Genomic DNA, 1,146 nt, shown 5'->3' with positions numbered 1-1,146 from the left:
AAACCAATTACCCCCATAGACCTGCGTTCCGTACATGACTGGATCATTCGGCCGCAGCTGTTGCGCGTGCCCGGCGTGGTGGAGGTCAATCCTATTGGCGGCTACCAGCGCGAGATTCTGATCGCCATTGACTCGACCCGTTTGTTGGCGGCGGGAGTTACCCAGCAACAGGTGGTTGCTGCGGTCGAGGCCAATAACCAGAATCGGGGTGTCGGCTTCGTTGAGCAGAACGGTGCGCAATGGTTGATGCGTGTGCCTGGTCAGGTGACTTCAGTGGAGGCACTGGCAAATACCCCGCTGAACACCGAAGGCGGCGCACGCTTGCGGCTGAAAGATGTGGCCAGCGTGGAAGAAGGGCTGGAGTTGCGCACCGGGGCGGCTACCCAGAATGGTCGTGAAGTGGTGATGAGCACCGTGTTCATGCTGGTGGGTGAGAACAGCCGTACCGTCGCCAGCGCGGTGGGCGAGAAGCTGGAGGAAATCAAGGCGGGCCTGCCGGAAGGGATTACTGCAACAGCGGTGTATGACCGCACCGGGCTGGTCGACAAGACCCTGCAGACGGTTCAGAAGAATCTGCTGGAAGGGGCGCTGCTGGTGATCGTGATCCTGTTCCTGTTGCTGGGCAATGCCAGAGCGGCCCTGTTGACGGCGGCAGTAATTCCCATCGCCATGCTGATGACCATCACTGGCATGGTGCAAACCCGGGTCAGTGCTAACCTGATGAGCCTCGGTGCGCTGGACTTTGGTCTGCTGGTGGATGGCGCCATTATCATCGTGGAGAACTGTTTGCGGCGTCTCAGCCAGGCGAAGGTGCCGGGCCAGACACTGGGACAGCGTGAGCGGCTAGATATTGTCTTTACCGCGACACGGGAAGTGATCCGTCCTGCCTTATTTGGCGTGTTCATCATTACGGCGGTGTACCTGCCCATCTTCTCGCTGACCGGTGTTGAAGGGAAGATGTTCCACCCCATGGCCATGACCGTTGTGATTGCACTGGCAAGCGCGATGTTGCTGTCGGTGACATTTGTTCCTGCCTGTGTCGCCCTGTTGTTCCGGGATGCGGTGGAAGAGAAAGAACATCGCGCCATGAGCGCGCTGCGTAATGGTTACCAGCGTCTGGTGCGCAAGGCCGTGGCAATGCGCGCC

Annotated in this window: 1 protein-coding gene; it reads left to right on the top strand. The window is 59.5% G+C overall.

Features of this window, described 5'->3' with window-relative positions; all coding sequences use genetic code 11:
• Positions 1–1,146 (top strand): efflux RND transporter permease subunit (locus tag A3730_RS23490; protein ID WP_197477600.1); only part of this gene is annotated, 1,146 nt, incomplete at both ends.

It is taken from the genome of Alcanivorax sp. HI0044, from assembly GCF_001634945.1.
This window is presented reverse-complemented; position numbering and strand designations above follow the sequence as displayed.